The sequence below is a fragment of the Vreelandella lutescens genome (genome assembly GCF_014640815.1).
GTDB lineage: Bacteria > Pseudomonadota > Gammaproteobacteria > Pseudomonadales > Halomonadaceae > Vreelandella > Vreelandella lutescens.
In genome coordinates this window covers 699,674-725,367 of the sequence record NZ_BMHM01000001.1, presented here as the reverse complement: position 1 = coordinate 725,367, position 25,694 = coordinate 699,674, and the positions used below count along the sequence as shown (strand labels likewise).

The window sequence follows — 25,694 nt, the reverse complement described above, 5'->3', positions numbered from 1 at the left end:
GCATTAGAAAGTCACCGGTCCGTCGTTGAGTTTGTCGAGAATCTGCTGTTTAACCTTGGCTAACCACGTATCGACATCCGCTTCACATTCAAAGGTTTTGTGCGGCAAGTTGATGCGTTGCAGCTTAGGCTGCAGTAGCTCGGCGGCTTCTAGGCGGGCGCTGTTGAACTTGCTGGTCAGTGATTCGGTGCGGTCAGTCCATTGCTCTAGGCTTACGTCGCTAAGGCTATCAATAATGGCTTCAGCATCGTTAAGTGCGGGCTGTTTAATCGTCAGTAGCTTGCGCTTATCGAGGATGGCGTGACGCTGCTGCTCACTAAGCTGTTGCCAGTAGCTGTCGGCTTCCAGTTGCGCTAGGCAGGTAGCGTGGCGGTCTAGGTAAGCCTGCACATGAAACTGGATGGCATCGCGCAGCTTAGTGACTAGCTGCTGGATCAGGCCAGAAACTGGGTTGGGGTCATCCAGCAGTGAACGATGGCTGATGATGGCATCGATCTCATTCTGGATAGAGGCATGAAAGGCCAAGCCACGGCTGTGGTTCAGTAATGCCTTAACCAAAGACCAATCGTCTTTGCGAGCATCAATGCGCTCAGCAGTGGCGGGCCAGTCTTTGATCGCCTGTTTGATGGCGTCTTGCTCGTCTAGCGCGTATTTGAGCTGGGCATTACCGGAAAGGCGAGCCAGTTCATCAAAAACGCTGGCATCAGGGGTAGCTGGCAGCGGTGCTTCCCCCCCTGCGCGCTTGGCTAGTTCACGGCCTTTAGCCGCTAGCAAGGGCAGCTTGGCGGCTTCTTCACCTGGCTGACAGTCAATGCCGCTGCTGGTGAGAACACCACGGATCTTGATCAGGTCTACCGGGCGTATGGTGATGCTTTCCGGCTTGAAGCTGGTTTGAGTGATCTGCTTGCGCTCAAGGCTCAGGGCCGTCACCGGATTATTGCGGTTGTCGTAGGCAATCAGGATACCAGTGGCCATCAGCACCGTTAGGGCGCCGTCGATGGCATCCTGCGGCCAGCCATAAGGCGCAGCAAGAAAATGCTCGCGGACTTCATTGCCCTTTTTCGACACGCCGATAAAGCGTTTGATAGCGGCACACACCGGATGCTGCTCGGCATCGCCGCTGTATCCTATTACTTCCAGGGCGTTTTGGCCGCCTTCTTTGCTGGCACGCTCAAACACCTTGCCCCAGCCTACGTTGTCTGCGACATCAAATTCACGGTAAAGGCGAATCAACGACGCTTTGGCAGCGGTTTCAACCCGCTCGGCAATACTGTTGCCATCTACTTCATTGCCACCGGCTTGCAACACTTGCACGCCGTCAAAAATTTCGCGCAGCAGCGCTTGCACCTGCTTTTGCGCATCGCGGTAGCGGGTTTCCATTGCCGTGCGGGCATCTTTACCGGCATCGGTGTTGGGTATGCCGCGCTTTTCCAGGGTGGCGTGGGCGGCGTGCTCGGCAATAATGGCGTTGGTCAGTTCTGAGCGATTACGAGCGGGTAAAAACACAAAAATAGTCGGCTCGCCAGACTGGCGGCTGCGGGCTTCCGTTAGGAAACTTTTTTCATCAATGCCCCAGCCGTCCTGCACCCAAACGTAAATTTTTTCTTTGGCATCTTTGGGCAGCTCTGGGTCAAAGCAAGGAATAACCTGGCGCGGTTCGTTGCATTTCCCCTGGGTCAGACGCACTTTGGCTACTTGGCCACGTAACTCTTTGTGCAGCATATCAACGCGAATGTTTTCCACCCGCTGCATGTTGCCGCGCAGGTCAGCTTCTTCCTGGCGAAGTGTGTCGTACCACTGAGCACTTTCCTGGGTTTGCAGCCGGTATTCGGTGCCGATGCTGGTTTCCATGGGCATTACCAGGCCTTCATCAGCCAGGTCTTGCAACAATACGGGTACGCGGTTACGAATACTCTCTTTGCCGTTGTTGAGGTCATCAATCAACAAATCAGCAAGCATATCTGCGGTGGCACGCACTCCGCAGTCAGCGGTTGGGTCTGAGGGCAGTTTACCAATCAGTAGTACCAAGCTAAGAATGCGGGCTTTAAGCTGGCTATCAGCATCACCGGCGGACAGACGCCCGATGGTTTCGGCGATTTCCTTGGAGATAACACCAGTTTGCATCAGGTTGACTGAAATCTGGTTGTAGATGAAATCGGCTGGTACCACGTGGCCCAAGGGCTGGTCGGCGGTGGCCTGAGCTGCTTCGTGGATCACTCTGAGTTGGTTACGCAGCTGCGAGACGGTGCCAGTGGTATCGACAATACGCAGCACGCGCTCCCAAAAGCGCCGCCGTACCGGTAGCAGCGGGTAGTCCGCTAGCATGACTTTCTCATCATCCCGATGATGTTCAATTTTGGTACCGCGCAGCTGGCGGGAAATTTCACCCAGTTGCGATTGCAGCATTTGTTCTAGCTGCTGCTTGACCGAAGCTTTTTTCTGCAGAATCACTTTGCGAATTACGGATTCGACATCGGTATCTGACAGCTGGATTGGAATTTGAAAGCGGCCCAGCAAACGTTGCAGGTTGGGCATGCCAGAAAGCGCGCTCTGACCGGTGGCAACAAACAGCAGCTTGTTCTCGAAGATAGAGTGCTTACAGCAGGTTTCTACCACTTCCTGCACCTGGTGGGCTTTGTCAGTATCTGAGCCAACGTACTGTTGTACCTCGTCGAGCACGACCAGCGTTAGTGGGAACTGGCCGTCGACGGCTAAAGCATCATAGATGGCATCCACCATCTGCTGGTTGGTGACATCGTTTACCTTCGGATACTGCATTTTCAGCAGCTGGCGTACTTCTCTAATGTCTGCCCCCAGGCTGCTATCTACTTCCAGCAAGGCACCGGCAATGCTGCGGGAGACGTACAGGTCTTCCAGCTCGTCATCCCAGCTATCTCCGGCTGTTTCGACCTTGTCTTTCAACTGATCAAAAATGCCCTGCTTTTTCAGCCATAACACAAACCGGGCTTGGTGGTATTGCTCAGGTAAACCGGCTGATTTGAAGATGATATTGAGCAGCGCCAAGCGCACATTGTTATTGGCTCCAGAACCTAAGGTACCGGAGGCGGCATGCAATCCACCGTGACGATTGGCGGCAATACTTAGCTCTTTGAAATGGTCTTTAATCTCTTGTGGCAAATCGGCAATATCGCGGGCGGCAACGCCGTCACTAAATGGCTGGTTTGTCCACAGCGCTCGCAACATTTTGGCCAAGTGTGATTTACCTGAACCGAAGAAGCCGGAGATCCAAACACCAGGCTGTTCATACTGCCCACTGAGATTGCGCAGATAGGCAGAGAGAATCTTGTCGAGACCCGCTTGATATTCACCATCACAAACAAAGGTTTGTAGCTCGTAGCGCAAGGTTTTCAGCGCCTGGGCTGACTGGTCGTCTTTGACCTCAGCCACACCGTTGTTTTCCAGACGGTTCTGCTGGGGGTCAAGTTGGTAAATCTCGCGGTTCAACATCCTGGGCGTACTCCCTTTTGCGCCTTGTGCGCCACTCTGTGCGTTAGATAATGTCTATTAATTTTCTAGCTATTGATTAATTTTCTAGTTATCAGCGGTGATAGCGGTAGCTTGGTAGCCCCAGCCATCGCGGGCGTCAAGCAGGCGATAGCCATTGTTGACGTACTCCCCGGGAAAGAGCACCAATAGCCTTCCCGGCACATGCTCGGCCAACTGTTTAACGAAGTCCGATACCGAGGCAAAACCAAATAAAGTGCCGCACCCTACTAGAGCAACTACAGTGGTTTCATCAGCTTCATTGCTTACACGTTCGGCTAGCGCTGCGACTGACTGGCGAACAAAGGTCTTGTATTTGGGCTCCAGATCTTCGGGATCTTCAAAGTAGTCTTCCCGATACTTCTGCGCTGCCATCCATTCAGGAAACAGGCGGGTGATATCCAGCTCCAACCAGGCGTTACCGGCTGTTTCTGTGGCAAGGCGAAACTCCACCACACGGGCACGCAGCTTGAGTTCATCTTCCTTGTGGTAGATGGCAAACAACACTCGCTGCTCATTCGCCAGCCCCTTCATCCAAGGTATGCTGATGTAGTTTGTGTAGCTTTTGATTAGGCGGTTTAGTCGATTACTCATGCAACCAGGACTCCTCTTCCTTGCTCAGGTAGTCAGGGAAGGTTACTTCCACGACCTCACTGGAGTGTTTGAAGTTAATCAGCCCGCTGTAACTTGCATGGCGTGCCAGTTCCAGCAAGCGCTCCTGGCGACAGCCCAACAGGTGAACCCATTGACTGCTGAACAGCCGACTACCGGTTACACCCTGTAAGTAGCCTTGAAACAAGGCAAACACCAAATTTACCGGGCGCACATTCGGCTCGGTACGGTATTTTTTTTGTCGCCCTTTCAGGTAGCCAGCGTAGGTCCAGGTGCCATTGACATTTTGGGCTAGCGATTTGAGCATGGCTGGACTGTAGCGATCTGGAAATTGCTCATCAAAGACTCGCTCCATGTCCTCCCGCGGCAACCAAAGCCCAGGCGCTAAAGCTAAGATTTTATCCTGGGACAAGCGTAAGAGTGGGTCGCGGGCCAATGCCATTTGGCAGGCCAATAAAGGGCGAGCAGCTTCATCGCTTTCCCACAGCTGACGAAACACACGAAATAACGGGACACGGATATCTAAACTGTAAAGATCGACTAGGTGCCGCCAAGTCAATTTTCGTGCTTTCTCGGTTGGCTTGTGCAGCACATTAAACAGCTGTATATCTTCCTGGTACTGCGCCAAGGTTGCATCAATGCCGCGCCCGTGAAATAGCTCGGTAATTTCTGCCAGCATCATCGTGCGTGCGGCATGAGCACCATTACGTCCGGACTTAAAACCGAATTTTTGTTGCGGGTCTAATGCCACTCACTGAACCTCAATCACGAAAATTTGATATCAATAAAAGGCAACAGTGTAACCCGCAACGGGAATTCATTGGTGGCTAGTTAACGTGTATCGAAACCCTGCTGCCTAGAGCAACGCGGGCGCGTAAACAGAATGTAACTTGAGTTCCACGCTCGTAACTACACTAGATTTTCTATCATGCTAATTAGCCAGCTAAATAATATTAATAATAGTGAGATTATCATCACACAGAATGAGCGACTAGCCTTGGTGGTTGATTTTTTACACATTGAAACGCTGGTATCAAGAGGTTCTTATGGCAAGCGTTTGTGCCCCTCATACCTTGATCAATAGGCCCCCCGGCTTTTACCAAGAACGTGCTGGTGAAGAGATAAAGCAGATCATTATGGGAGGCATGGAAATGAGTACCGAACTGAGGCGAACACCTACAGCATGCATTTCTTGTCCGAAGGAGTACCGCGCCTTCCTATAAGAGCCAAAATCAAAGTATGGGCTGAGGTATGGGCTGACTGAATTACAGGCACAAAAAAGCCGCTAAAATCAGCGGCTTAATCTATGTTCTTGGCGGAGAGGGAGGGATTCGAACCCTCGAAGCCTTTCGACTTACACACTTTCCAGGCGTGCTCCTTCGACCACTCGGACACCTCTCCACATTTTAGCTCTGCTGTTAGGCGCTGCCTTTCTCAACAGAACGGCGCATATTCTATGGTCTAAGCCGTGAAATAGCAAGCCTTTTTCCTGCTTAGCTTTTCCCTACTTAGGCGTTTGGCAGCACGGCGTAGCGGCCTGTGGCTTCTAGGCAGAGCAAATCACCGCAATAGAGCTGATGGGTTAGCTCGATACTGCCTTTGCCTCGTTCGCTGAGTTTTGCGGCAAGCTGTGAAGGGCCATCTGGATGGCTTGGGGCGCAGGTCATGCGGTAGTCACCCATGACCGGGGCGAGAAAGCGCTGGCTGGCTTCGGCGACCACCACATCCTGGGCCCTGCCCTGCTGGCGAAGCCAGAGAGTGACCCAGCACCAGCCTTGTAGCGTGGCTTGTGCACTCAGCGCGCCGCCAAAGCCGGTGCCTTTGTCGTTGAGGTTGGGCGTAAGCGCCAGTTGCCACGTGAGCGCGCCGTTGGCTTGGCTCATGCGGGTAATGCCAAGTGCCTCCACCATGGGAATGGCCGCTTCCAGCCAGCGCTGAAAGGCGACTAGGTCCTCCTCGCCTTCCGGTAGCGGTAAGCGGGGATGTGGAATGCCGGGTTGGCGGGGCGGACTCATGGCGACCTCCTTGGCATTACAGGGGCGTGGATTTAATTCCAGCGCTCGACAAAATCCGCGCTGTTGTGGGTTGCCACTGGCTTGTGGCGACCCGCTAGGCTGCCCAAATAGATAAAGGCAACGACTTCGTCGTCTTCATCCAGCCCCAGGCCTTTGCGCACCACGGGATCAAACGCGTATTTGCCGCTGCGCCACATGGCTCCTAGACCTAGCGCGTGGGCCGCCAGCAAAATGCCGTGGGCGGCACAGCCTGCCGAAATCACCTGCTCGATTTTAGGCACTTTGGGAAGGTCCGGCGTCACCTTGGCAATCACCGCGATAATCATCGGTGCACGCAGCGGCTTTTTGCGCGCGGAATTAAGCGTGTCGTCGCTGGCGTGGGGGTCTTCTTGAAATTCGGCTTCCGCAAACAGCTCGCCCAGGCGCTCCCGGCCTTCGCCGGAGAACTCGATAAAGCGCCACGGGCGCAGCTCTTTGTGATCTGGGGCGCGTAGGGCCGCTTGGTATATGGCGCTGAGCTGGTCAGCACTGGGGGCAGGCTCGGTGAGCTTGCCCATGGAGCTACGTTCGTGAAGCAGCGTGATGGCGTCCATGGTGACTCCTTCTCCATTAAAGGTAAGCATTACTGCCGGGCAAGGCGCAGCGGGCTGGGAGGCGTAAGCCCTGGAGTGGCTCGCCAGGGGCTGATGTCCAGGCCGCCACGGCGCACGTAGCGAGCCAACACCAATAGCTCCTCTGGCTTCGCCTGCTGCATCAAGTCTGTAAAAATATGCTCAACGCAGTGCTCGTGAAAATCCTGGTGCTGGCGGTAGCCAATCAGGTAGCGCAGCAAGCCTTCGCGGTCGATTTTCGGGCCTTTATAGCGAATTAACACGCTACCCCAGTCCGGCTGACCGGTCACCGGGCAGTTGGATTTTAGAAGATGCGAGTGCAGCGTCTCTTCCACCACCTCATCGCTCGTGGCTAGATGCGACGCGCTGGGCGTGTAGTCGCTCACCTCGATATCCAGATCATCCAGGCACTCCCCCGGCAGGCGTTGGGGGGCCAGCTCACTATCATCCACCCCCAGTAGCTCAACGCTCACGCTGGCACCGGCAGCGCTGCTGAGGTCGCGCACTAACGTCTCTTCCACCTCGGCTTGGCTGGCAAAGCGGGTTTGGTTAAGGCTGTTAAGGTAGAGTTTCCAGGATTTGGATTCAATCAAGTGGGGTGAGCTTGCCGGCAGCCGGAAGCGTGCCACCGCGACGATGGGCTTGCCGCGGCCATTGAGCCAGGAGACTTCAAATGCGTGCCACTCATCTTCGCCGACAAACGGCAGCGCGCCCTCTTCAATGCCCAGCGGCGCGCGGTTGGCCGCACGGGGAATGGGGTACAGCAGCCCTGCATCGTACTGCTCGGGGTAAGCGGAATCGCGCCCCAGGGGCGCGTGTTCTAAGGTATCGGGGCGGTGGGCCATGAAAACTCTCTCAGTCGTGCTAGTTCAATAAGGGCATGTTAATCAGGGCTACTGCGGCGATCCACTAGCTGCGAATGCCTTTACCACGTTCTAGCATGGTCAGTGCCACCATAAACAGCACGACAATAAAGGCGAAAATAGCGGCTAATGCCCAGACTACCGGAATATCCGAAACGCCCAAAAAGCCGTAGCGGAAGACGTTCACCATATACAGAATCGGGTTGAGCATCGAGACGCCCTGCCAGAAATCCGGCAGCATCGAAATTGAGTAGAACACACCGCCTAAATAGGTGAGCGGCGTCAGAATAAACGTCGGCACGATGGAGATATCGTCAAATTTGTTCGCCAACAATGCGTTGATAAAGCCGCCAATGGAGAACAGCGCCGAGGTGAGCACCACCACCAACACCGTGAGCAGCGGATGCTCGACCGTTAAGCGGGTGAAGAAGAGCGACACCAGCGTCACGATCAGCCCTACGCCCAGGCCACGTGCCATGCCGCCCAAAATAAAGCCTGAAAGGATCACGCCGTTGGGCATTGGCGACACCATCATCTCTTCAATGGAGCGCTGAAACTTATTAGAGAAGAAGCTGGACGCCACGTTGGAGTAGCTGTTGGTGATCACCGACATCATGATCAGCCCTGGCACGATAAAGTCCATGTAGCTGAAGCCGTCCATATCACCAATGCGCGACCCAATCAGGTTGCCAAAAATGATGAAGTACATGGCCATGGTGATGGACGGCGGCAGCAAGGTTTGCGGCCAAATACGGGTGAAGCGCTTAATTTCTTTGAGCACTAGCGTCCACAGGGCGACAAGGGTTTGCATTGCATTCATGCGCTCGCCTCCTGCTGTTCACGCTGGTCGATGGCCTGCTGACTGCTCTCTACCATGGAAACAAACATCTCCTCTAAGCGGTTAGCGCGGTTACGCATCGACACCACCTGGATGCCCTGGGCGCTTAACGCACTGAACACATCGTTCAACTGCTGGCCACGGTGAATCACCAGCGCCAGCTGAGACGGCTCGATTTGCTGCAGCTCAAAGCCTGCAATCACAGGCACTTGCGCAACTGGTTCAGCGAGATCCAACAGGAAGGTTTCGGTATCAAGCTCTGCCAGCAGCTCACGCACGCTGGTGTCCCGCACGATTTCACCATGATTAATAATGGCGATATTGCGGCACAGGCTTTCGGCTTCTTCGAGATAGTGCGTGGTCAGAATGATCGTGGTGCCTTCATCGCGGTTAATGCGGCGCATGTACTCCCACATGCTGCGGCGAAGCTCGATATCAACCCCGGCGGTGGGCTCGTCAAGAATCAGCAGCTTGGGGCGGTGCATCAAGGCACGCGCAATCATCAGGCGGCGCTTCATGCCTCCAGAGAGCATCCGCGCACTGCCGTTGCGCTTTTCCCACAGCCCTAAATCGGTCAGCAGCTGTTGGGCGCGGGGCAGCGCTTCGCTGCGCTTCATGCCGTAGTAGCCTGCCTGGGCCAGCACGATATCCAGCACTTTCTCAAACTGGTTGAAGTTGAATTCCTGCGGCACCACGCCGAGCTGATACTTGGCTTTAGCGAAGTCTTTATCAATATCGATACCAAAAATCGACACCTTACCCGCCGTCTTCTGTACCAGCGAACAAACGACGCCCAGCGTGGTGGACTTTCCTGCGCCGTTGGGGCCCAACAGCGCAAAAAAATCGCCCTGATGGACGTCTAAATCGATACCTTTTAACGCTTGGAAGCCGTTGCCGTACACCTTGGTCAGGCCACGGATCGACAATGCCGGTTCGGCCATGAATATGTCCTGTCAGCAAGTGGGGAGCACAAAGAGCTAGAAGCAAAGATATCGGGGCAGGCGCATATTTTTTCAAGTTAGCGACTTAGAACGCTTTTGGGCATCGCGGCATCTTGCTGATTTCGCGGCGTTAAATCCTACATTAAGTGACACTTTGCCACGCTATTACTGCAGTAGCAGCTCAATTAATACTTTAGTATTACCCCGTACAGCTGTGTCCGCACAGCGGTACACCAAGGGAACATACTGAATTTATAAGAGAGCCAATCCGAACATGAGCACTGCCATGACGCCGTCATCAGGCGCACATACCCACCGACCCTCGCCAAACTCACCTACCGCTGCACGCAAAGGGCTGGCTGCCCTGCCCCTGCGCCGCCAGCGGCTGCTGGGCGTGGCCATTTTATGGCTGATCCTGGCCGTGATGATTGCGGTCAATGCGTTTCAAAGCCGTGCGCTACTGTATAGCGAGCGCGAACAGCGCATGGTCACCGCGGTGGATATTGCGCTTTCCACCTTGGATCACTACCACCAACTTGCCGAACAGGGCCAGCTTGCCATACCAGAAGCGCAGCGTCGGGCCTTCAATACTCTGCGCGATGTTCGTTTTGGCGAGGAGGATAACTATCTTTTTGCCTTTAATGGCAGTCTGCGCATGCTGGCACACCCTACTCGGGAAATGGGAGAAGATATTTCCCAGGTGAAAGATCCAGAAGGCACGCTGATTTTCCAAACCATCCTGGATAACACTCAAGCAACAGGCAGTGGCTTTACAGAATACTTTTCTAATTTTGCCCGGGGCGGCGATGCCAAACCTCTGGTTCGCGCTTACTCTGCCGCGTTTGCACCATGGGATGTTTACGTGGCAAGCGGTGTCTTTGTGGGAGATGTAAATAGCACCATCATGCACCAGTTGGTGGAGAGCATTCTGGTGGGCATCGTGGCAGGTGTACTGGTCACGCTAGCGTTCTGGGGCATGATCGGACTGATTTTACGCCGCTTAGGTGGTGAACCAAGCTATGCCGCAGGCGTGGTATCCCGGATTGCGCAGGGTGATTTAACCGCTCCTGTGGCACTGCACCACAACGACTCCAGCAGTCTCCTCTACGATATTCGCCAAATGCGTGACAAGCTGCGCGACGCCATGCAGGAGATTCAATCCACCAGCTCTGCGGTTGATCACAACGCGGGCGATATCGCCGCTGGTAATCAGGAGCTCTCTTCTCGCACCGAGCAGCAGGCCGCTGCACTTCAGCAGACGTCCTCAAGCATGGAAGAGGTGACTGCGACCGTCCGCCAGACAGCCGACAGCGTGGAACAAGCCAAAGAGCTAGTACGCAGCGCGGGCGAAACCTCTCAAGCCGGCCAGAAAGCGATTGGCGACGCAGTGTCATCCATGCACGAGATTAGCGCGGAAGCGGATAAAATCACGGATATCGTGTCGTTGATCGATAGCATCGCTTTCCAGACCAATATTCTGGCTCTGAATGCGTCGGTTGAAGCCGCACGCGCAGGCGAGCATGGCCGCGGTTTTGCGGTCGTGGCAGGCGAGGTTCGCCAGCTAGCCAACCGCTCGGCCAGCGCTGCCCACGAAATCAAAGGGTTGATTAATGCCTCGAATGCACAGGTCAGCAATGGTGCCGCCCTGGTAGATACCGCCAAACAGCGTATGCAGGATATTGATCAGCGGATTCAGCGCGTGAACGACCTGTTTGCGGACATCACCGCCGCCACTCATGAGCAAACCCGTGGTATTGAGCAAATTAATGTCGCCATCGCCCAGCTGGACCAGGCAACTCAAGACAACGCCTCGATGGTTCAGCAAACCGCCACGTCTGCCCAAGACCTTAAGCAGCGCTCTCAGTCGCTTAACAGCGTGGTAGGCCACTTTAACCTGGTAGATTAACCCCTGCAGCGCTCAGGCCTTGCACCTGGGCGCTACCCTGCCGCCGTCATCAGCCCGCTCCAAACGACACGCACGCACAAACGCCGCTATTAAACGGTGCATAAAAACGTATGAATCAGGGTATAGACGAAGGAGCTTCGTGCATAAGAGAGGTGTTTGCATGGAGCGGGAAAAGAGATTCGAACTCTCGACCCTCGCCTTGGCAAGGCGATGCTCTACCACTGAGCTATTCCCGCAACGCAAACAATACTGCGATACTTTGTAAAGTGAGTGGCGTCCCATAAGGGGTTCGAACCCTTGTTACCGCCGTGAAAGGGCGGTGTCCTAGACCACTAGACGAATGGGACGTATCTGCTGCTTGGAGCGGGAAAAGAGATTCGAACTCTCGACCCTCGCCTTGGCAAGGCGATGCTCTACCACTGAGCTATTCCCGCTTAACAAGCTGTCACTCTACACGTTTTTCGCAATCGGAATGGCGTCCCATAAGGGGTTCGAACCCTTGTTACCGCCGTGAAAGGGCGGTGTCCTAGACCACTAGACGAATGGGACGTATCTGCTGCTTGGAGCGGGAAAAGAGATTCGAACTCTCGACCCTCGCCTTGGCAAGGCGATGCTCTACCACTGAGCTATTCCCGCTTAACAAGCTGTCACTCTACACGTTTTTCGCAATCGGAATGGCGTCCCATAAGGGGTTCGAACCCTTGTTACCGCCGTGAAAGGGCGGTGTCCTAGACCACTAGACGAATGGGACGTATTGGAGCGGGAAAAGAGATTCGAACTCTCGACCCTCGCCTTGGCAAGGCGATGCTCTACCACTGAGCTATTCCCGCAACTCCGATACCTTAACGATTTAAGTGGCGTCCCATAAGGGGTTCGAACCCTTGTTACCGCCGTGAAAGGGCGGTGTCCTAGACCACTAGACGAATGGGACGTTTCATTGCCTCGTTGAGGTGGCGCGTATGTTACCCAGACCTTATCTAGCTGTCAAGCACTCTGATATCAAAACGTTTATTAGCCGGCAAATGCGCGTGGTTCCTCAGGTCACTCGGAGGCGCAATCCCCCCTGCGCAAATATAGTGCCGAGCAGTACTTATGATGCTTTCTTGCGCATCATTAAGGTGCACTGGCTTTTTCTTACGCCGCCTGCTCCAAGGCCAAATGTCTCCATGAAGCAACGACAAACCAGTAAAAATCTTTCATTTTAAATAAAATCGATTTTTTGGCACATCCCTTGCAACTTCGTTAGTGATCAAACGGCGTTACTCATCTGCTAACCCTCGTTTATTCCTGACTGCTTGAGGTGTCTTATGTCCTTTACTCGTCGCAAGTTTCTCACTACCGCTGCGCTCACCTCCACCGCCGGACTGGTGCTTGGCGCACCTTCTATTGCGAAAGCACAATCTTCCGAACGCTTTAACTGGCGTATGACCAACGCCTACAGCCCCGGCTCGCCCTTTTATGTCGAAGGCCCCGGCAGCCCCACCGATGTCATCGCCAAAATTAACGCTATGTCCGGCGGGCGTTTAAACATTCAGCACTTCTCAGCGGGTGAACTGATTCCTGCGCTGGAAGGGTTCGAGGCGGTGCAAAGCGGCACCATTGAAATGAATGCGGCCAACAGCTACTTCTGGTCGGGCACCACGTTTGCCGCTCAGTACTTCACCACCGTGCCGTTTGGTATGAGCTTTATGGGCCATATGGCGTGGCTTTACCACGGCGGCGGTTTAGAGCTATGGGAAGAGGTGTACGCTCCCTACGGCATGATAGCCCTCCCGCTAAACAACACCGGCGTGCAGATGACCGGCTGGTTCCGTGAGCCCATTGAAGATATCGGCCAACTCAATGGCCTGCGTATGCGTATTCCCGGCTTGGCTGGCAAAGTCTATGCCGCGTTAGGGGTCGATGCTCGTGTATTGCCCGGTGGCGAAATTTTCCCGGCTCTGGAGCGTGGTGTCATCGATGCTGCCGAATTCGTTGGCCCCTACCAAGACCGCCGCATGGGGCTACAAAACGCAGCCAAGTTCTACCACACCACTGGTTGGCACGAGCCCGCCACTACAGGCGAACTGCTGATCTCCAAGCAGCACTGGGACACCCTGCCAGACGATTTGAAGATGATTGTGAAAAGTGCCTGTATGGCCGCATGCCTGGAGAGTGTGACCTGGTCAGAAGCGGTCAATGGCGAAGCAATGGCCGACCTTGTCGATAACCATGGGGTGACCGCCAGCATGCTCCCGGAACCCGTAGTGAATGCGCTGCGCGAGGCCACCATGGACACGCTAGCAACCGAAGCCAACGCCGACCCACTCGTGCGCAAAGTACACGACAGCTACATGGCCTTTAAGGCCAACCATGACCGCTGGGCAGGTGCCAGCGAACGTGCCTGGTTAAACGACATTATCGGGGTGTGATATGCAAGCCGTGGAACGTGTTGTCCACGGGATCGAGGCGGTGGTCCAGCTGTTTGGCTGGATCGCTGCCTGGACCTGCGTGGTACTAGTAGCCCTGGTCGCGGGCGATGTGGTGATGCGCTATCTGTTCAGCGTTGGTGCCGTATGGCTGCAAGAGCTCCAGTGGCACTTAATCTCTCCCATTGCCTTGTTTGGTATGTCGTACCTGCTGTTTATGGGCGAACAGGTGCGGGTCGACGTTTTTTACGAGCGCTTTCCGGTCGCACTGCAACGGATGATTGAAGTCATCGGCGGCCTTTTACTGCTGGCCATGGGGCTTTATATCGCTTGGCTCACGCTACCTTGGGTGGAGCAGTCCTACCTACGTGGCGAGACCTCCCCCAACCCTGGCGGCCTGCCGCTGCGCTGGGTGCTCAAAGCCCTTATCCCCTTTGGCTTTCTCTTATTGGCGCTGCAGGGCTTAGCTCACGCGCTGCGCCAAGGGTTTGCCCTACCAAGCCGAGGTGAATAACGCATGTCTCCTAATGAGTGGCTAGCGATCGGCATGATCGCCGCCTTTTTTGTGCTGCTGCTAATTGGCATTCCAGTAGCGATCAGTATTGCGGTCACTGCCTTTGTGTTTGGCTACCTAGGCTTTGGCCCGATGCTGTTCAACCTACTGCCCTCGCGCATATACGGGGTGGTGACCAACTACACCTTTATGGCGATACCACTGTTTGTGTTTATGGGGGTCATGCTCGAAAAGTCGAAGCTGGCTGAAGAGCTGATTGATGTCATTGGCCACTTGTTCGGCGGGCTTTCCGGCGGCATGGGCGTGGCGATTATTATTGTTGGCGTACTGCTAGGGGCAGCCACCGGTATCGTGGGCGCCACTATCGTCACACTTGGCCTACTTACCCTGCCAACCCTGCTCCGCCGTGGCTACCCCAAAACGTTGGCCACCGGCATGATTTGTGCTTCCGGTACGCTGGGGCAAATTATTCCCCCTAGCCTGGTACTGATTCTGCTAGCAGAAATTCTGGGTGAATCGGTCGGCACTATGTTTGCCGCCGCCATGGTGCCCGGTCTAGCGCTCGCCGGTATCTATATCGTCGCGATTTTGGTGGTTGCCCAACTCTACCCCGGCATGATGCCTCCCATTCCCGCTGAAGAGCGTGCACAGCTCAGCAAGAAGCAGTTACTGTTCAAGGTGATCACGGTGGTGGGCCCGCCAGTGGGGCTGGTGTTTGCCGTGCTGGGCTCCATTATTGGCGGTATTGCCGCCCCAACAGAGGCCGCTGCGATGGGCGCGCTGGGGGCGCTGGTGTTTGTTGCCTGCTCGGGACGCTTAACCGTATCGCTGTTGAGCGAAGTGGCCAAAGCCACCTTGGTGATCTCGGCCATGGTGTTCTTTATTTTGATCAGCGCTCAGGTCTTTGGTCTCGCCTTCCGTGGGCTAGGTGGCGAACACTTGGTGGCGCGAATGTTTGATTGGGTGCCCGGTGGAGAGCTTGGCGCACTGCTCTTTATGCTGCTGCTGATGTTTGTGCTTGGTTTCTTTCTGGAATGGATTGAGATTAGCTATATTGCCCTACCGCTCTTTTTGCCCTTCTTCGTGCAGATGGGCGTGGATATGGTATGGCTGGGCATTCTGGTGGGGCTGGTGTTGCAGACATCGTTTCTTACCCCGCCGTTTGGTTGGTCGCTGTTTTTCTTGAAGGGCGTTGCCCCTAAAGAGGTGACCACCCTGGATATCTACAAAGGGGCGCTGCCGTTTATCGGGCTACAGTTTTTAGCCGTGGCGCTGGTGTTTATGTTTCCAAGCATTGCCACGTGGCTACCCAACGCCATTGGCTGGTAACCACAACCAATAACAAAGGACTTTTCAATGCTCCATACCCAACGTAGTTACGGCGGCAGCTGTGTTGCGCCGCACCACCTTGCCGCTAGCGCCGGTCGCGATGTACTAAAACAGGGCGGCAATGCCGTCGAAGCGATGGTCGCGGCAGCGGCGGCTATCGCGGTGGTCTACCCACACATGAACGCACTGGGGGGCGACGGCTTTTGGCTGATTCATGAGCCCGGCAAAGCGCCGGTGGCCATTGATGCCTGCGGCCCCGCTGCGCAACTCGCCAACGGCGATTTTTATGCCGGTGAGTCGCAGATCCCTGAACGCGGGCCAAAAGCCGCGCTTACCATGGCAGGCACGATTAGCGGCTGGCAGGAAGCACTCAATGTGGCGGCGGGCTGGGGTAACGCGCTGCCGCTGACCACGCTGCTGGCAGACGCCATTCGCCATGCCGATGAGGGCATTGCTGTTTCTCAAAGCCAGGAAACGCTCACCGCCAAACACCTGGAGCGCCTGAGTCAAAGCCCTGGCTTTAGCGATGCGCTGCTGCTTAACGGTCAAGTTCCTCGTGAAGGCGAGCGCCTGCGCCAGCCGCGCTTGGCTAATACGTTAAAGCGCTTGGCCCATGCTGGCCTAGATGATTTCTACCGTGGCGAGCTTGCCGCCAGCATGGCGAAGGATCTGGAGGCACTCGGCAGCCCACTACGCTTAGCTGATTTTCACGCTTACCGCGCTCAGCAAGTCACGCCGTTGCACGTGCGTCTCAACGATGCCACGCTGTATAACCTGCCCGCGCCTACTCAAGGCATGGCATCGCTGATGATTTTGGGCATTTACGAGCGCATTAAAGCCGCCGAGCCCAATGGCTTTGACCACCTGCACGGGTTAATTGAAGCCACCAAACGCGCCTTTATGCTGCGCGACCGCTACGTTACAGACCCACACCGTGTGCCCACGCCGCTACAGGAGCTGCTCAGCGAAGAGCGCATTGGTGCAGAAGCTGCCGAGATTAATCCTACCCAGGCGCTACCTTGGCCTCACGAGCCTGCGCCCGGTGATACTATTTGGATGGGCACCGTCGACAGCGAAGGCCGCTCGGTGAGCTTTATTCAGAGCATCTACTGGGAGTTTGGCAGCGGCGTGGTGCTGCCTGAAAGCGGCGTGCTGTGGCAAAACCGCGGCATTAGCTTTTCTCTCAACCCAGACGATTTACGCGGCTTAGCCCCCGGTCGCAAACCCTTCCATACGCTTAACCCGGCGCTGGCGCTGTTTAACGATGGACGCACGATGGTGTACGGCACCATGGGCGGCGAAGGCCAGCCACAAACCCAGGCAGCGGTGTTCTCACGCTACGCGCTACACGGCATGCCGCTGCAGCAGGCAGTCACCGCACCGCGCTGGCTGTTGGGCCGCACCTGGGGAGAGTCCAGCACCAACCTGAAATTAGAAGAGCGCTTTGATGACCGCTTAGTGACCGAACTTGCCACCGCAGGCCACGACGTAGAAGTACTGCCAGAGGCCTTCAGCGACACCATGGGCCACGCAGGCGGCATTGTGCACCACCCAGACGGGCTGATTGAGAGCGCTCACGACCCGCGCAGTAACGGCGGTGCTGCAAGCGTGTAAAGCTATTGGCGGATTTTGCCACTTTCGCACATGCTGAACTTGGGCAGGCAGCCTATTGTCATTAGCCATACGACGGCCTAACGGTGATAGGCTAGTCTGCCAAGTAAGCCTCTGTTTAACGGTAACCAGAGGGAGAGGAGACCCCCCATGGCGAAAATAGAAAAATCCCCCGACGAATGGCGCAAACAGCTCACCCCAGAGCAGTACCGGGTCGCCCGGGAGAAAGGCACCGAACGGCCGTTTACCGGTGAGTACCAAGTGAGCGATGCCCAAGGTATTTACCACTGCGTGTGCTGCCATGCGCCGCTATTTGAAAACGAGCACAAATTCGACGCGGGCTGCGGCTGGCCAAGCTTTGATCGGCCGTTAGGCACCCGCTGCGTTGAAGAGAATCGCGACACCTCCCATGGGATGATTCGCACCGAAGTCGTGTGTTCTCACTGCGATGCTCACTTAGGCCATGTTTTTCCTGATGGGCCGCCTGAGACCACTGGCTTACGCTACTGCATCAACTCGGTCTCGTTAGAGTTTCACCCCGACGAGTAACCCCTGAAAGGAAGCACAGCAAGGCGGGCACCATCTGTTAGAATGGTCGCCCGCTTTTTTATGCTTGTATTTTTGTGCTTGTAGGAGAAACCCATGCTCGGCTGGTTCCCCGGACATATGAACAAGGCCCGCCGCCAGATCAAGGACGCGTTGCCGGAAATTGATGTGGTGATTGAGGTGCTTGATGCGCGCCTGCCCTACTCCAGCGCAAACCCCATGCTGGCCGAGCTGACCCGCCATAAGCCGGTGCTGAAAATTCTTTCCCGCGCCGACCTGGCAGACCCCGTTCGCACCGACGAGTGGGTAGCCTTTTTTGACGCCCAGGAAGATACCCGCGCCCTGGCGATTACCACCACCAATACCCGCGAGCTTAAGAAGATTCCTAAGCTTTGCCACGAGCTGGCGGGTGCGGTGCGCGCCGACCGCGACGTGCGCGTGATGGTGATGGGCATTCCCAACGTAGGGAAATCGACGCTGATTAACGGCCTGGCCGGGCGCAAAATTGCCAAAACCGGCAATGAGCCTGCGGTGACCAAGCGCCAGCAAAAAGTGCGTATTGATGGCCGAGTAGCGCTCATCGACACTCCAGGGGTGCTATGGCCCAAAATCGAAGACCAGGCCAGCGCCTACCGCTTGGCGGCCAGCGGCGCGATTCGTGATACCGCCATTGAGTATACCGATGTGGCAATCGTTGCCAGCGCGGAGCTCGCCAAACGCTACCCTGCCGAGCTCACCGCCCGCTACAAGCTGAAAGAACTGCCCACCTACGAAGCCCCCGTGGTGGAGGAAGTCGATGCCGACGGCCCGAAGAAGCCTGATTTTCTTGCTATTGCCGGGTTTGACGGCCACGCCATTCTGAAAGAGATTGCCGGAAAACGCGGCGGCCTGCGCCCCGGCGGCGAAGTGGATCTTCACCGTGGCGCGGAAGTGCTGCTGCATGAGTTACGCGATGGCAAGCTTGGCCGGGTCACGCTGGAAACCCCGGCAGATATTCCGCCACCGCCAACGCAAAACGACCAAGACAGCCCGGCCTCATCCGACGCATAATGAGCCACACGTCAGACACTTCCACGGCACTGGACACATTTGGATAACGCACCCCATGGACACCCCGCAGCCTAGAGAATCACACACGCTTAAAAAATCGCACAAACTGCACAATGTTTGCTACGACATTCGCGGCCCGGTACTCGACCACGCCAAGCGCCTGGAAGAGGAAGGCCAGCGAATTTTAAAGCTCAACATTGGTAACCCGGCCCCGTTTGGCTTTGAAGCGCCGGAAGAGATTTTGCAGGACGTGATGCGCAACCTGCCCACTGCCCAGGGCTACTGTGATTCCAAAGGCCTCTACTCCGCCCGTAAAGCGATTATGCAGGAGTGCCAGCGCAAGCAGATTCCTGGGGTGGGTATCGAAGATATCTACATTGGCAACGGCGTTTCCGAGCTGATTGTGATGGCCATGCAGGCGCTGTTGAACGACGGCGACGAAGTGCTGATCCCCGCGCCGGACTACCCGCTCTGGACCGCAGCCGCTCACCTTTCCGGCGGCCACGGCGTGCACTACCTGTGCGATGAGCAGGCCGACTGGGCACCGGATATCGCCGATATTCGCGCCAAAGTCACCAGCCGCACCCGCGCCATTGTGATTATCAACCCCAACAACCCCACCGGGGCGGTCTACCCACCGGAAGTGGTGCGGGAAGTGTTGGATATCGCCCAAGAGCACAATCTGGTGGTGTTCTCCGATGAGATCTACGACAAGATTCTCTATGACGGCGTCGAACATACCGCGACGGGCGCACTGGCTGACGATGACCAGCTCGTGATCACCATGAACGGGCTGTCTAAAAGCTACCGCTGCGCCGGCTTTCGCTCTGGCTGGATGACCATTTCCGGCACCCTGGCCAAGCAACGGGCAAAGGACTTTATTCAAGGCCTGACCATGCTGGCCTCCATGCGGCTATGCGCCAACGTTCCTGCCCAGCACGCTATTCAAACGGCGCTAGGCGGTTATCAGTCGATTAACGATTTGATTCTGCCGGGCGGGCGCTTGTTGGCACAGCGCGACATTACCGTTGAGAAGCTCAACGCGATTCCTGGGGTCTCCTGCGTAACGCCCAAAGGCGCGCTCTACGCCTTTCCGCGTTTAGATCCCAAGGTATTCAACATCAAAGATGACCAGCAGTTGGTGCTGGACTTACTTCTGCAGGAAAAAATTCTACTGGTACAAGGCACCGCCTTTAACTGGCCAGAACCTGACCACGTGCGCATTGTCACGCTGCCCTGGGCCGACCAGCTCGGCGACGCGCTTGACCGCTTTGCCAATTTCTTGTCTCGCTATCGCCAGTAGTTATCAACTTAGCTATCGACATTAGCTATCGACAGCCAACCAGCGACTTGAAACTGACATGAAATGCACGTATCTAAACCATCATTCCATTAATACTTGTTATGACCTTGAGGGAGATCTTAACCCATGATGCGAATCGTGCTGTTTTTAGCCACTAACTTAGCGGTGTTGCTGGTCGCCAGCATTACGCTGCGGCTATTTGGCGTTGAGAGCTATCTCAACAGCCAGGGCATTAACTTCACCAGCCTACTGATCTTCTGCTTTGTGTTCGGCATGGCAGGGTCGATGGTCTCGCTGTTTATATCTAAATGGATGGCGAAGCGCTCGACCGGTACGGTGATTATCGAAAACCCGTCGAATGCCACCGAGCAGTGGTTGGTGGATACGGTGGCCGAGCTGTCCCGTGAAGCGGGTATTAAAACCCCGGAAGTAGGCATCTTCCCCGCCCAGCAGTCCAATGCGTTTGCCACCGGCTGGAATAAAAATGATGCCCTGGTGGCGGTATCGGCAGGCTTGCTCAACCGCATGCGTCCTGAAGAAGTTCGCGCGGTTCTGGCCCATGAAATTGGCCACGTTGCTAACGGCGACATGGTGACCCTGGCGCTGATTCAGGGTGTGGTGAACACCTTTGTGATGTTCTTCGCACGGATTGTCGCCCATCTGGTCGATAGCTTCCTGAAAAGCCGCAGCGATGGCGAAGGCGGTCTGGGCTTTATAGGCTATTTTGCGGTGGTGATGGTGGCAGAGATTGTGTTTGGCATCGTCGCCTCCGCCATTGTGGCCTGGTTCTCACGCTACCGCGAGTACCGTGCTGATGAAGCGGGTGCCCGCTTGGCAGGCACCGGCGCGATGGTCAACGCCCTGGCACGCCTGAAAGCCGAAACCGAGATGCCCGACCAAATGCCGGACACCCTGCGCGCGATGGCGATCACCAAAGGCCAGACCCGCTCGCTGGTCGAGCAGCTGTTCGCCAGCCACCCGCCGCTGGATGACCGTATTCGCGCACTGAAAGAAGCCGCTTACCGCCAGTAAGCTGTAAAGCACTTGATAAAGCACTTGATAAAGTACTTGATAAAGACACGCCAAGGCCCGCCAATGCGGGCCTTGTGCGTTTAGGTAAACCAATGATGCGTGTTAGCCGCAGCGCACATGAAAGCCTACCGCCTGAAGCGACGGCTGCAATGACACAGCGTCGTTCTCCAGAAAGACGGTGAGCGTGGCGAACTCGCGGCGCAGCGGGTAGTTAGCGCGGCAGCTATCAAAGCCCTTGGCAATCCCCTGATGCATCACCTGACGCTGCAGCGCATCGTGGTCGCGGCGCACGTCATACACTGCCCGCACACACAGCCGAAGCGCCTCTTCTACCGGCAGTGCGCTCTGCAACGTTAGCGTGGCCAGGGCTGGCGGCGGACAGAGTTCACTAAACGGCATACCGCTGGGCTGATTTAGCTGCGCTGCCAACGCCTGCTGAATCATCCAGGTGCCGCGCAGCTTGCCATCCAGGCTGTGCCCGGCAATGTGGGGCGTTGCCAGCGCAACCAAATCACGCAGCCCTGCATCAATGCCCGGCTCGTCTTCCCAAACGTCTAGCACGGCGGTGATATCGCCCTTCCCCGCCAAACGGCTGCGCAGCGCTAGGCCATCAATGCAGTCGCCTCGCCCGGCGTTTAACAGCAGCGTACCCGGGGCCAGCTCGTTGATACGCTGAGCATTCAGCAGTTGATAGGTGGCGTGAGGGCCCGCCTTCACCAGCGGAGTGTGCAGGCAAATCACGTCGCATTCATCAATCAGCGTATCGAGAGATACGAAACCGCTTGCGCCCTCTTGTTCGGCCCTGGGGGGGTCACACACTCGTACTGCCACCCCAAGCGCCTGTAGGCGATGCTGCAAACGGCTACCCACATTGCCTGCCCCAACGATACCCACGGTTCGCTCCAGCAGCGGCCAACCTTCTCGCTCGCTCACCGTCAGCAGGCTGCTGAGCACATAATCGACCACCGCCTCCGCATTGCACCCTGGCGCGCTAGCAAAGCCTATATCGCGCTCTTTGAGATAATCGAGATCAATGTGGTCGGTACCAATCGTGCAGGTGCCCACAAAACGCACTGGGCTATCGGTAAGTAACGCGCGATTCACCTGAGTGATGGAGCGTACGATCAGCGCATCGGCGTTTTGCAGGTCTGTAGCGCTAATCTCACGGCCCGGCAGGCGGTGTAGCGTACCGACGCCTCCAAAACAGGCGTCGGCGGCGGGGATATTAGCGTCGATAACAAGTTTCATAGGCGTTTTGGTATCCGGGCTTTACAATACGCCCGCAATGGCTTGCTGTGCAGGCATGATCAAGAAGTCGTTAAGGAGATGGGTGTGATCGTACGCTGGGAAACCGACCATGACTATGTGTTGGTGCATATTCACCAGGATATGTTCGGCGACTGGATTTTCAGCCGCGCCTGGGGGCAAATCGGCACCCAGTTTGGCGGGTTGAAGCACCAGTTGGCGGATAGCCTGGAGCAAGCACAAATGTGGCTGGAGGATGAAACCACGATTCAATCCTCCCGCGGGTTCCGCAAGGTGCTGGAAGCCGCCGACCACACGCCGGAAGGCCAAGAAGCGATGCGCCAGCTGTCGCTATTAGACGCGCTCTGACGCTTCACCCTTTAGACTGACTCGCCCCGCTTCATTAGCCTAAGAAGCGCCGCCCGTTACGTTGATGCGCGCCCACGGGGGGCGTTTTTTCTGGCGGCGTGGTGAGCGCGGCAAGCGCCGCCTCATCCAACCAGCCTCGTTCCTTCAGCCAGTGGCTTAAACGCGCCACATCGAAGCCTCGATCCAGCTCAACGTTGCTTGCATCCACCAGCACCGGAATCCGCGTACCGTATTGCTCCACCAACGCATCGTCGTCGCTGATCTCGATGTGGTGCAGCTTCACCTCTTGATTGGCAAGCGTAGCCACCAGTACCTCTAGCTGGGCGCATAGATGGCACCCTAGCGTCGTATAAATCGATAGTTCAATCATCGCCCTTGCTCTTTATCGGCTCAGGAGGAGTAGATCATGACGTGTGGCGCAGCAAAAACACGTGGTGCAGATTGGTGCGCCGCTGGAAATCCGGGTCGAAGGTGCGCGTGGTGATCTCCTCTACCGCGTAGCGCTCGCTCAGCGCTTCATCCAGCTTAAAGCGCCGCTGGTTGTTGGAGAACACCAGCGTACCGCCGGGGGCCAGGCGGGCCATGGCCAGTTCCACTAAGCGCGGGTGGTCGCGCTGCACATCCAGCGTGTCGCGCATCTTCTTCGAGTTCGAGAAGGTTGGCGGGTCCATAAAGATCAAATCAAACTGCGCGTTGGCGGTTTCCAGCCAGCGGAAGCAGTCATCGCGCACCACGCGGTGAAGCCTGGGGTCGAGCTTGTTGAGCGCAAAGTTGTCCCGCGCCCACTCTAAGTAGGTGTTGGACATATCCACGCTAACGCTGTCGCTGGCCCCGCCTAGGGCGGCTTGCACGGTGGCCGTTGCGGTGTAGCAGAACAGATTGAGGAAGCGTTTGCCGCTGGCCATCTCGCCCAGCATTCGGCGTACCGGACGGTGATCCAGAAACAGGCCAGTATCCAAGTAATCGCGCAGGTTGACCCATAGCCGTGCACTGCCCTCCTGCACTTCAAAACGCTCGCCGCTGGCTTCGCGCTTTTGGTACTGGGCAGTACCGGTTTGGCGCTCACGGCGTTTGACGTAAATCTTGCTGGGGTCGACCCCCAGCGCCTCGGGCAGCACTTCCAGGGCATCAAACAGCCGTTTTTGCGCCTGCGCCGGATTAATAGAGCTGGGCGCGGCGTACTCCTGAACATGCACGCGGTCGCCGTAACGATCCACCGCCAGCGCGTATTCCGGCATATCGGCATCGTAAATGCGGTAGCAGGTCTCACCGCTCTGCTTCAGCCATTTTTTCAGGCGTTTCAGGTTTTTTGCTAGACGATTGGCAAACATCTGCGCATTTTCCGACACCGCCGGTTTTGCAGTACTGTTTTCCTGATGCGCCATGCCCGCTTCTGACGGCTCACCGCTCTGCTGGGGCGCAGGGCGGGCACTGCCAATCTCCATCAGCAGCAGTTTGGCATCCAGCGCGCCGTTTTTCAGCGCGTACTGCTTGTGGGCACGTAGGCCTAGGCGATGGCCAAGATCCGGGTTGCCGGTAAACATCGCCAGCGTCCAGCCGGGGAACAGCGCCTTGGCTTTTTCACCGAGCTGGGCGTAAAGCCGCACCAGTTCAGGCAGCTCACCCAAGCGCTCGCCGTAGGGCGGGTTGGTGATCAATAGCCCCTGCTCGGCGGTCAGGGCCTCTGGCCGGGTCAGCTGGGCAAGGCTCTGGCCGTGAAGCGTTATCAGCGCAGGGATGCCCGCCCGCATGGCGTTAGATTTCGCGGCAGTCAGCGCTGCTGGGCTTTGATCAAAGCCCAGCAGTTCCGTTTTGCAGCGTTTGCGACCAATCGAGGCGCGTGCTTCAGCTTCGCGTTTTAATTCACTCCACACGGCGTCTTGATGGCCTGCCCAGCCGTGGAAGCCAAACCGCTCGCGGTTCAGGTTAGGGGCTTGGTCGGCGGCCATCAGCGCCGCTTCAATCAACAGCGTACCCGCACCGCATAGCGGGTCAATTAGTGGCTCGCCCGCTTTAGCCCGCTCCGGCCAGCCTGCCCGCACCAGCAGCGCTGCCGCCAAGTTCTCTTTAAGCGGCGCGTGGCCCACATCGCGGCGGTAGCCACGGCGGTGCAGGCTCTCACCGGAGAGATCAATCCCCAGGCTCAGGTTAGCCCGGTGCAGGTGGGCATACAGACGCAGGTCAGGGGTTTTGGTATCGACATTGGGCCGTTCTTGACCAGCCAGCTGAAGCGCATCCACCACGCCATCTTTCACCGTCTGCGCGCCAAACCGCGTATGGCGGATGTGGTCGCTGCGGCCATGAAAATCCACGGCCAGCGTCTTACCGGGGGCAAGGTGCTGGCTCCAGGAGATGCGTGCAACCACATCGCGCACCTGCTCTGCGGTCTCGATCATCGCTTCACGCGCCAATAGCAAAATAACGCGGTTTGCTAAGCGGGACCATAAACATACTCGGTAGGCAGTGGCTTGGTCGGCAGAAAAATAGACCCCCGCCACAGTGGTTTTACCCGGTTCGGCACCCAGGGCTGTCAGTTCATCCGCCAGCAGGCCTTCTATGCCTTTAGGGCAGGTCGCCAGGAGGTTTAGCGGTGCAGTTTGGCTCAGCTCGGTCATGGTGATCGCCGCGCGTAACCGCGCGTTATTCCTATATATGGCAAATGAGTTTACGTCTTATGACAATTTGATGGTCGACAAGTGACCCCATCATGGTCTAACAATAAGAGGGTAGCTACTAAAAACGCATGCGTTGCTTGTCTAGGTCATTATTGTGCATGTTACACGACACCGGTAACGACCTATGGCTTGTTTGAGTTTGCCGCTTCGCCCGTTCAGCACGTGAGTGCTAGGCATTAGCGCTGAGGCAGCAACTCTCTCTTGAACTTGAAGTCACCTCTCGAAGCAGAGTTGGCCACTGTCGGTGAAGCGCGCCTTATGGGCATGCTTATACCACGTTGCCTTGTACCCTGTTTCTTATTAAAGGCTTTCATGCAAAGAG

General features: G+C 56.3%; 21 protein-coding genes and 9 tRNA genes. 10 read left to right on the top strand and 20 right to left on the bottom strand.

Going from position 1 to position 25,694, the window contains the following annotated elements; translation table 11 throughout:
* Positions 1-3: 3 nt before the first annotated feature.
* From brxC to IEW65_RS03340, 9 genes are all read right to left on the bottom strand, one after another.
* Positions 4-3,468 (bottom strand): BREX system P-loop protein BrxC, encoded by a 3,465-nt coding sequence (gene brxC, locus IEW65_RS03380; protein WP_188638083.1) that lies wholly within the window; start codon positions 3,466-3,468, stop codon positions 4-6.
* Between the two features lie 84 nt (positions 3,469-3,552).
* The gene (locus tag IEW65_RS03375; protein WP_188638082.1) at positions 3,553-4,098 is read right to left on the bottom strand and encodes a BREX protein BrxB domain-containing protein; all 546 of its coding nucleotides are present in this window, start codon (positions 4,096-4,098) and stop codon (positions 3,553-3,555) included.
* On the bottom strand, positions 4,091-4,867 hold the full coding sequence (locus IEW65_RS03370) for a hypothetical protein (protein WP_188638081.1): 777 nt from the start codon (positions 4,865-4,867) through the stop codon (positions 4,091-4,093). The genes IEW65_RS03375 and IEW65_RS03370 overlap by 8 nt, the downstream gene beginning before the upstream one ends.
* Before the next feature lie 562 nt (positions 4,868-5,429).
* Positions 5,430-5,517, bottom strand: a tRNA-Ser gene (locus IEW65_RS03365).
* 107 nt (positions 5,518-5,624) lie between these two features.
* Entirely contained in the window at positions 5,625-6,131 is a 507-nt protein-coding gene (locus IEW65_RS03360; protein ID WP_188638080.1) for a YiiD C-terminal domain-containing protein, read from the bottom strand.
* 32 nt (positions 6,132-6,163) lie between these two features.
* The gene (locus IEW65_RS03355) at positions 6,164-6,724 is read right to left on the bottom strand and encodes a nitroreductase family protein (RefSeq protein ID WP_188638079.1); all 561 of its coding nucleotides are present in this window, start codon (positions 6,722-6,724) and stop codon (positions 6,164-6,166) included.
* A gap of 29 nt (positions 6,725-6,753) precedes the next feature.
* Positions 6,754-7,587: an NADPH-dependent 7-cyano-7-deazaguanine reductase QueF gene (queF, locus tag IEW65_RS03350; protein WP_188638078.1), complete on the bottom strand. Its 834-nt coding sequence runs from the start codon at positions 7,585-7,587 to the stop codon at positions 6,754-6,756.
* Between the two features lie 64 nt (positions 7,588-7,651).
* Complete coding sequence (locus IEW65_RS03345; protein WP_188638077.1) at positions 7,652-8,425, bottom strand: ABC transporter permease; 774 nt, start codon at positions 8,423-8,425, stop codon at positions 7,652-7,654.
* Positions 8,422-9,384 (bottom strand): ABC transporter ATP-binding protein, encoded by a 963-nt coding sequence (locus tag IEW65_RS03340; protein WP_188638076.1) that lies wholly within the window; start codon positions 9,382-9,384, stop codon positions 8,422-8,424. The genes IEW65_RS03345 and IEW65_RS03340 overlap by 4 nt, the downstream gene beginning before the upstream one ends.
* Positions 9,385-9,670: 286 nt before the next feature.
* On the opposite strand from IEW65_RS03340, the gene IEW65_RS03335 reads away from it, so the two are divergent.
* A complete protein-coding gene (locus IEW65_RS03335; RefSeq protein WP_229755455.1) occupies positions 9,671-11,290 on the top strand; it encodes a methyl-accepting chemotaxis protein in 1,620 nt (539 codons plus the stop codon).
* Positions 11,291-11,451: 161 nt separating this feature from the next.
* Here the strand turns inward: IEW65_RS03335 and IEW65_RS03330 are convergent.
* The 8 genes from IEW65_RS03330 to IEW65_RS03295 form a co-directional block, all read right to left on the bottom strand.
* Positions 11,452-11,526 (bottom strand) — tRNA-Gly (locus IEW65_RS03330).
* A gap of 35 nt (positions 11,527-11,561) precedes the next feature.
* Positions 11,562-11,637: transfer RNA gene (locus IEW65_RS03325), tRNA-Glu, on the bottom strand.
* A 12-nt stretch (positions 11,638-11,649) separates the two neighbouring features.
* Positions 11,650-11,724 (bottom strand) — tRNA-Gly (locus IEW65_RS03320).
* Between the two features lie 39 nt (positions 11,725-11,763).
* Positions 11,764-11,839, bottom strand: a tRNA-Glu gene (locus tag IEW65_RS03315).
* A gap of 12 nt (positions 11,840-11,851) precedes the next feature.
* Positions 11,852-11,926, bottom strand: a tRNA-Gly gene (locus tag IEW65_RS03310).
* A 39-nt stretch (positions 11,927-11,965) separates the two neighbouring features.
* Positions 11,966-12,041, bottom strand: a tRNA-Glu gene (locus IEW65_RS03305).
* 4 nt (positions 12,042-12,045) lie between these two features.
* Positions 12,046-12,120, bottom strand: a tRNA-Gly gene (locus tag IEW65_RS03300).
* A 25-nt stretch (positions 12,121-12,145) separates the two neighbouring features.
* Positions 12,146-12,221, bottom strand: a tRNA-Glu gene (locus IEW65_RS03295).
* A 376-nt stretch (positions 12,222-12,597) separates the two neighbouring features.
* Here IEW65_RS03295 and IEW65_RS03290 point away from each other — a divergent pair.
* From IEW65_RS03290 to htpX, 8 genes are all read left to right on the top strand, one after another.
* Positions 12,598-13,701 (top strand): TRAP transporter substrate-binding protein, encoded by a 1,104-nt coding sequence (locus IEW65_RS03290; RefSeq protein ID WP_188638074.1) that lies wholly within the window; start codon positions 12,598-12,600, stop codon positions 13,699-13,701.
* 1 nt (position 13,702) lies between these two features.
* Positions 13,703-14,212 (top strand): TRAP transporter small permease subunit, encoded by a 510-nt coding sequence (locus IEW65_RS03285; protein WP_188638073.1) that lies wholly within the window; start codon positions 13,703-13,705, stop codon positions 14,210-14,212.
* 3 nt (positions 14,213-14,215) lie between these two features.
* Entirely contained in the window at positions 14,216-15,541 is a 1,326-nt protein-coding gene (locus IEW65_RS03280) for a TRAP transporter large permease (protein ID WP_188638072.1), read from the top strand.
* 27 nt (positions 15,542-15,568) lie between these two features.
* Entirely contained in the window at positions 15,569-17,155 is a 1,587-nt protein-coding gene (locus IEW65_RS03275; RefSeq protein ID WP_188638071.1) for a gamma-glutamyltransferase family protein, read from the top strand.
* A 147-nt stretch (positions 17,156-17,302) separates the two neighbouring features.
* A complete protein-coding gene (gene msrB, locus IEW65_RS03270; protein WP_188638070.1) occupies positions 17,303-17,701 on the top strand; it encodes a peptide-methionine (R)-S-oxide reductase MsrB in 399 nt (132 codons plus the stop codon).
* A gap of 93 nt (positions 17,702-17,794) precedes the next feature.
* Positions 17,795-18,748, top strand: a complete 954-nt coding sequence (gene ylqF / locus IEW65_RS03265) for a ribosome biogenesis GTPase YlqF (RefSeq protein ID WP_188638069.1) — start codon at positions 17,795-17,797, stop codon at positions 18,746-18,748.
* A 55-nt stretch (positions 18,749-18,803) separates the two neighbouring features.
* Positions 18,804-20,051, top strand: coding sequence for a pyridoxal phosphate-dependent aminotransferase (locus IEW65_RS03260; protein WP_188638068.1), 1,248 nt, complete (start codon positions 18,804-18,806; stop codon positions 20,049-20,051).
* A gap of 126 nt (positions 20,052-20,177) precedes the next feature.
* Positions 20,178-21,083, top strand: a complete 906-nt coding sequence (gene htpX, locus IEW65_RS03255) for a protease HtpX (RefSeq protein WP_188638067.1) — start codon at positions 20,178-20,180, stop codon at positions 21,081-21,083.
* Between the two features lie 102 nt (positions 21,084-21,185).
* Here htpX and pdxB read toward each other — a convergent pair whose 3' ends face one another.
* Complete coding sequence (pdxB, locus tag IEW65_RS03250) at positions 21,186-22,331, bottom strand: 4-phosphoerythronate dehydrogenase PdxB (protein WP_188638066.1); 1,146 nt, start codon at positions 22,329-22,331, stop codon at positions 21,186-21,188.
* Between the two features lie 84 nt (positions 22,332-22,415).
* Here pdxB and IEW65_RS03245 point away from each other — a divergent pair, with 84 nt between their 5' ends.
* Complete coding sequence (locus IEW65_RS03245; RefSeq protein WP_188638065.1) at positions 22,416-22,697, top strand: WGR domain-containing protein; 282 nt, start codon at positions 22,416-22,418, stop codon at positions 22,695-22,697.
* Positions 22,698-22,731: 34 nt separating this feature from the next.
* Here IEW65_RS03245 and IEW65_RS03240 read toward each other — a convergent pair whose 3' ends face one another.
* On the bottom strand, positions 22,732-23,067 hold the full coding sequence (locus IEW65_RS03240; RefSeq protein ID WP_188638064.1) for a glutaredoxin family protein: 336 nt from the start codon (positions 23,065-23,067) through the stop codon (positions 22,732-22,734).
* Between the two features lie 34 nt (positions 23,068-23,101).
* Positions 23,102-25,312: a bifunctional 23S rRNA (guanine(2069)-N(7))-methyltransferase RlmK/23S rRNA (guanine(2445)-N(2))-methyltransferase RlmL gene (gene rlmKL, locus IEW65_RS03235; RefSeq protein ID WP_188638063.1), complete on the bottom strand. Its 2,211-nt coding sequence runs from the start codon at positions 25,310-25,312 to the stop codon at positions 23,102-23,104.
* Positions 25,313-25,694 lie beyond the last annotated feature (382 nt).